Here is a 5,250-nt window from a genome sequence, read left to right on the forward strand (position 1 = left end):
GCGCAACGCCACCCCGAAGGGCGACGGGCGCCTCGTCCGTCCGCGATCGCCCGCGACGGAAAGGACGAGGCACCGCCACTCTGGCGACATATCGCTTGCTCATGCCATGACGCTAAGCAGGATTCTCACGACTCGCATGATCAACTATCGGTCGGTGCGGACAATGTGGACGTGTAGGGGCGCCGTCTGAAAAGGATCAGGCCGTCCCCGCGGGCGGATCGGAGCGCCGGACGGCGACGCGCATCGCTGCCGTGTTCCCGGTCACGAACGTCGCTCACCGCTCGATCGGCGGCCGGGTACGCGCCCGCTTCAACTCGAAGAACCCGTCGATGCCGGAGACCAGCAGGACGCCGTCCCAGAGCCGGCCGGCCTCCTCGCCGCGCGGGATGGGCGCCACCACCGGCCCGAAGAAGGCGGTACGCCGCCCGGTGTCGTCGGTGACGTGGATGGTGGGCGTGCCCAGGTCCTCCCCGACCGGCTCCAGGCCGGCCTGGTGGCTGACCAGCAGCGCGTCGTCGTGATCGGTGGAGTCCGCCGCGTCGGCCAGCTCGACGGGGAGGCCGACCTCGGTGAGCGCGGCGACGTAGAGGGCGCGGTCGATCGGTGCCCGGTCGTGGTGGATCCGGGTGCCGAGCGCGGTGTAGAGGTCCCGCAGCACCTCGGTGCCGAACTTCTGCTCGGCGGCGACGGCCACCCGGACCGGGCCCATGCCCGGCTTCAGCCACTCCCGGTACCACTCCTCCAGCCCCTCGCGCCCCTCGTTGAGCACGGACAGGCTCATCACGTGGAACCGGACCCGCACGTTCCGGACCCGCTCCACCTCCAGCAGCCAGCGGGAGGCGTTCCAGGCCCACGGGCAGCGCGGGTCGAACCACATGTCGGCGGTGGTCATGAGGTGTCCCTTCGTACGGTGAGCTTTCGGCTCCCACTCTGCGGCCCGGATCGGCCCATTGTGAGAGCCGATCGGTTGGCCGTTCATTGGGCCAATTCACCGGCACTACAACTACGTAGCGGTGGCCGGCCGCAACATCCTGGTCGCCTCCGCGTACGGCTCGGGCACCTCCGTGGTCGACCTGACCGATCCGCGCGCGCCGAAGGAGATCGGGTACTACGACATGCGGTCCAACCAGTGGTCGACGTACTGGTACAACGGGCTGATCGTCGCCAACGACATCTCCCGGGGCGTGGACGTGCTCCGTTCAGCGGGGCCGAGACGGCCGGCGCGCGACGCCTGCCGATGCTCAACCGGCAGACCCAGACGTTCCTGCTCAACTGACCTGTCCGGCCCCTCCGGGCGGGCGGGCGCCACTCGGCGCCCGCCCGCCCCTTTCGTCACCGATCGAGTTTGGCTGCCGGGGTGGGGGGAAGACACCGGCGCCGCCAGCCGGCACCTGCAGGTCGCCGGCACGACGACGCGTAGCTGAGGGGAGCGACATGGGGGAGGCGACGAAGGGCAGGGCCCGGAAGGCGGTCGGGGCGAAGAAGGCCCCGATGCAGCAGAAGGTCGCGGCGAAGAAGGTCGCCGCCGCCACGAAGCGGGCCACCGGAGCCAGCGCGGCGAAGACCCCGGGCGGCAGGCCGACGGCGACGACGGCCCGCACCGCCCGGAAGAAGGACACCGCGGCCACGGCGACCCCTACCCGGACGCCGACCGGCCGGACGGCCGCCGCGAAGAAGGCACCGACCACCAAGGCGCCCGCCACCAAGGCGCCGGCGAAGAAGGCTCCGGCCACGAAGGCCGCCACCAAGAAGGCAGCGACCGCGTCCCGGGCAGTCACCGAGACGCGTGCGCCGGCCAAGAAGGCGACGACCATGGAGGAGTTCGGCCGGCGGACCACCGGTCGCCGGCCCAGCCGCGGGCCGGTTGGCGGGGCTGGTCGCCCACCGCGCTGAACCGCTGGCGAGAATGACCGGGTGGCGAAACGCGGTGCCCGCCGGAGCGCGGACGAGGAGACCCTGCCCTGCCCCTGCGGGTCCGGCCTGCCGTACGCCGAGTGCTGCCGCCCGCTGCACCGGGGCGAGGCCACGGCGGCGACCGCCGAGGCGCTGATGCGCTCGCGGTTCAGCGCCTTCGCCGTCGGCGACGCGACTACCTGCTGCGCAGCTGGCACTCCTCGACCCGGCCGGCCCGGCTCCGCCTGGACCCGGGGCAGCGGTGGATCCGGCTGGAGATCCTCGACACCGACCGGGGCGGCCTCTTCGACACCGTCGGCACGGTCGCCTTCCGCGCCCACTACCGGGAGTCCGGCCGCCCGGGCGCGCTGGAGGAGCAGAGCCGCTTCGTCCGCGAGGACGGCCGCTGGGTCTACCTGGATGCCGGCTGAGGAACAGCGCGGCCGGCCCGGGCGGCGGCCCGGGCCGGCCGCGTCACCGAAGACCGGCGGGGGTGCCCGTCGGGAGGCCGAGCCGGGTGACCGCCGCGGCGACCAGGTCCTCGGGCGACTGGGCCACCTCCAGCACCACCCCGGACTCGTCCGGGTCCAGGTGCTCCAGGATCGCCCGCTGGGAGTCCAGCAGGCTCGCCGGCATGTAGTGGTCCGCCCGGCGGGCCATCCGGTCGCGGATCAGCTCCGCCGACCCGTCCAGGTGCACGAACTCCACGTCCGGCGGGCCCTGCCGGAGCAGGTCCCGGTAGGTCCGCTTCAACGCCGAGCAGGCCAGCACCGTGGAGACGCCCTCGGCGTGCCGGGCGGCCATCCAGTCGGCGAGGTCCCGCAGCCACGGCCAGCGGGCCGCGTCGTCCAGCGGCACCCCGGAGCGCATCCGCGCCACGTTGGCCTCGGAATGGAACTCGTCGGCCTCGGCGAAGCGCAGCCCGGTGAGCTCGCTGATCCCCCGGGCCACGGTCGTCTTGCCCGCCCCCGACACGCCCATCACCACGACGTGCCGGGTGGGCCGCCGCTCACCAGTCATGGACGGTGCCGTCCTTGAGCCGGTTGAACGGCAGGTACGCCGGCTGGTACGGGAATCTGGCGGCCGCCGCCTCGTCGAGCTCGACACCCAGACCGGGCTGCTCCCCTGGGTGCAGGTAGCCGTCGGTGAAGCTGAACGACTGGCGGAACACCTCGTTGGTCAGCGGACCGTGCTGCATGTACTCCTGGATGCCGAAGTTGTGGATGGCCAGGTCCAGGTGGAGCGCGGCGGCCATGCCGACCGGCGAGATGTCGGTCGGCCCGTGGATGCCGGACTTGATCTGGTACTGCGCCGCGAAGTCGAGCAGCTTCCGCATGGCCGTGATACCCCCCGTGTGGGTGACCGCGGACCGGACGTAGTCGATGAGCTGTTCCCGGATCAGCGTCTGGTAGTCCCAGACGGTGTTGAAGACCTCGCCGATGGCCAGCGGCGTGGTGGTGTGCTGGCGGACCAGTCGCAGCGCCTCCTGGTTCTCCGCCGGGGTGCAGTCCTCCAGCCAGAACAGGTCGTACGGTTCCAGGGCCTTGCCGAGCTTGGCCGCCTGGATCGGGGTCATCCGGTGGTGCCCGTCGTGCAGCAGCGGCAGCTCCGGGCCGAACTCGTTGCGGACCGCCTCGAAGACGCCCGGCAGGTGCCGCAGGTACGCCCGGGTGTCCCAGTCCTCCTCGGCGGGCAGCGGGATGCGCTGCGCCGGCTCGTAGTCGTACCGCTTGCCGTCGACGCTGGGCTGCGACGCGACGCCGTAGACCGCGTTGATGCCGGGCACCGCGGTCTGCACCCGGATCGACCGGTAGCCCATCTCGAGGTGCCGGCGGATCGAGTCGAACAGCTCCGGCACGTCCCGCCCGGAGGCGTGCCCGTACGCCATGATCCCGGTCCGGGACGCGCCGCCGAGCAGCTGGTAGAGGGGCATCCCGGCGGCCTTGGCCTTGATGTCCCAGAGCGCCACGTCCACCGCCGCGATGGCCGCCATGGTGACCGGACCCCGCCGCCAGTACGCCGAGCGGTAGAGGAACTGCCAGGTGTCCTCGATCTGGTGCGGGTCCCGCCCGATGAGCAGGGGGACGACGTGGTCGGCCAGGTAGGACGCGACCGACAGTTCCCGCCCGTTGAGGGTGCCGTCACCCAGTCCGGTGAGCCCCTCGTCGGTGGTGATCTTCAGGGTGACGAAGTTGCGGTCGGGGCTGGAGACGATGACGTCCGCTGCGACGATCTTCACGCGCGTGCCTTTCTCGGGTGGTGCTCAGCGAAGGGTGCTGCCGGGCTGCAGGTCGTCCAGGAGGGACAGTTCGTCGCGGCGCGGCAGGGCCTCCCAGTCGCCGTGACCGGCGACGGCGAAGGCGCCCAGGGTGACCGCGCGGCGCAGCCGCCCGGCCAGGTCGAGTCCGTCCAGGTGGCCGGAGAGGTAGCCGGCGGTGAAGGCGTCGCCCGCGCCGACGGTGTCCACCGCGGTGACGGGTAGCGCCGGCGCATGCCGGACCCCGTCGCGGGTGTATGCCCGGGCGCCGTCGCCGCCGAGCTTCACCAGCACGGTCTCCACCCCTCGGTCCAGCAGCCCGGCCACGACGGTCGCCTCGTCCGCGCCGGCCTTCCCGACGAGGTCGAGTTCGTCGGCGGAGGCGACGAGCACCGAGGCGTACCCGGCCAGCGGGGCGAGCACGGCGCGGGCGTCGTCCCGGCTCCACAGTCGAGCCCGGTGGTTGACGTCGAGGCAGACCAGCGCGCCGGCCCGGGACGCCGTCTCGGCCGCCCACCGGCTGGCCTCCTGGGCGGTCTCCGACAGCGCCGGGGTGATGCCGGTCAGGTGCAGTATGCGGGTGCCGGCGGCCAGCGCCGGGCGCAGGTCGTCGACGTGGAGCGCGGAACCGGCCGAGCCGGCCCGGTGGTAGCCCACCCGGGTCAGGTCGGCGGTCCGCCGTTCCAGGAACATCAGCCCGGCGGGGCGTTCCGGGTCGCGGGTGACGTGGTCGACGTCGACGCCCTCGGCGCGCAGTTGCCGCAGCACGTACCGGCCGAGCTCGTCGTCGCTGACCCGGCCGGCCCAGGCCGTCCGGTGACCGAGCCGGGCCAGCCCGATGGCCACGTTTGACTCGGCCCCGGCCAGGTGCATGGTCAGCGCGCCGCCGGTGGCCAGCGGCTCGGCCGACCGCAGCGACACCAGCGCCTCCCCGAAGGTCAGCAGGTCGAACCGGGTCATGAGGTGGCGGCCAGGTAGGCCCGCGCCCGCTCCCGCAGCGCGTCGAGGTCACCGCCGGAGGCGGCGTCCCCGACCAGCGGGCCGCCGACGCCGACCGCGATCGCCCCGGCCGCGAGGTAGCCGGGCAGCTCGGCCAGGCC

Annotated in this window: 6 protein-coding genes and 1 pseudogene; 3 read left to right on the forward strand and 4 right to left on the reverse strand. The window is 73.1% G+C overall.

Translation table 11 applies throughout. The annotated features are described in order from the left end of the window. Positions 1-274: 274 nt before the first annotated feature. Positions 275-892 carry a mycothiol-dependent nitroreductase Rv2466c family protein gene (locus DKL51_RS05795; protein ID WP_124811811.1) on the reverse strand — a complete coding sequence of 206 codons (618 nt, stop codon included), beginning with the start codon at positions 890-892 and terminating at the stop codon, positions 275-277. Positions 893-1,013: 121 nt separating this feature from the next. Here DKL51_RS05795 and DKL51_RS05800 point away from each other — a divergent pair, with 121 nt between their 5' ends. The 3 genes and pseudogenes from DKL51_RS05800 to DKL51_RS05810 all read left to right on the forward strand — a co-directional run bounded on the left by DKL51_RS05800 (position 1,014) and on the right by DKL51_RS05810 (position 2,324). After that, positions 1,014-1,424: a hypothetical protein gene (locus tag DKL51_RS05800; RefSeq protein ID WP_124811812.1), complete on the forward strand. Its 411-nt coding sequence runs from the start codon at positions 1,014-1,016 to the stop codon at positions 1,422-1,424. Positions 1,425-1,434: 10 nt separating this feature from the next. Then, the gene (locus tag DKL51_RS05805; RefSeq protein ID WP_124811813.1) at positions 1,435-1,893 is read left to right on the forward strand and encodes a histone; all 459 of its coding nucleotides are present in this window, start codon (positions 1,435-1,437) and stop codon (positions 1,891-1,893) included. 21 nt (positions 1,894-1,914) lie between these two features. Then, positions 1,915-2,324 (forward strand): annotated as a pseudogene (locus DKL51_RS05810) (YchJ family protein). A 43-nt stretch (positions 2,325-2,367) separates the two neighbouring features. On the opposite strand, the gene DKL51_RS05815 reads toward DKL51_RS05810, so the two are convergent. Genes DKL51_RS05815 through DKL51_RS05825 form a run of 3 tightly spaced genes read right to left on the reverse strand, consistent with a single transcriptional unit; the run spans position 2,368 to position 5,110 of the window. Next, positions 2,368-2,913: a gluconokinase gene (locus DKL51_RS05815; protein ID WP_109944219.1), complete on the reverse strand. Its 546-nt coding sequence runs from the start codon at positions 2,911-2,913 to the stop codon at positions 2,368-2,370. After that, positions 2,903-4,132, reverse strand: coding sequence for a D-mannonate dehydratase ManD (manD, locus tag DKL51_RS05820; protein ID WP_109944220.1), 1,230 nt, complete (start codon positions 4,130-4,132; stop codon positions 2,903-2,905). The genes DKL51_RS05815 and manD overlap by 11 nt, the downstream gene beginning before the upstream one ends. Before the next feature lie 24 nt (positions 4,133-4,156). After that, positions 4,157-5,110, reverse strand: a complete 954-nt coding sequence (locus DKL51_RS05825) for a sugar kinase (protein ID WP_124811814.1) — start codon at positions 5,108-5,110, stop codon at positions 4,157-4,159. Positions 5,111-5,250 lie beyond the last annotated feature (140 nt).

Origin of the sequence: Micromonospora globispora (assembly GCF_003857015.1) — a bacterium.
GTDB lineage: Bacteria > Actinomycetota > Actinomycetes > Mycobacteriales > Micromonosporaceae > Micromonospora > Micromonospora globispora.

Coding starts and splice junctions, on each gene's coding strand:
- DKL51_RS05795 (WP_124811811.1), bottom strand. CDS start 892: ATGACCACCGCCGACATGTGGTTCGACCCGCGCTGCCCGTGGGCCTGG.
- DKL51_RS05805 (WP_124811813.1), top strand. CDS start 1,435: ATGGGGGAGGCGACGAAGGGCAGGGCCCGGAAGGCGGTCGGGGCGAAG.
- DKL51_RS05815 (WP_109944219.1), bottom strand. CDS start 2,913: ATGACTGGTGAGCGGCGGCCCACCCGGCACGTCGTGGTGATGGGCGTG.
- DKL51_RS05825 (WP_124811814.1), bottom strand. CDS start 5,110: ATGACCCGGTTCGACCTGCTGACCTTCGGGGAGGCGCTGGTGTCGCTG.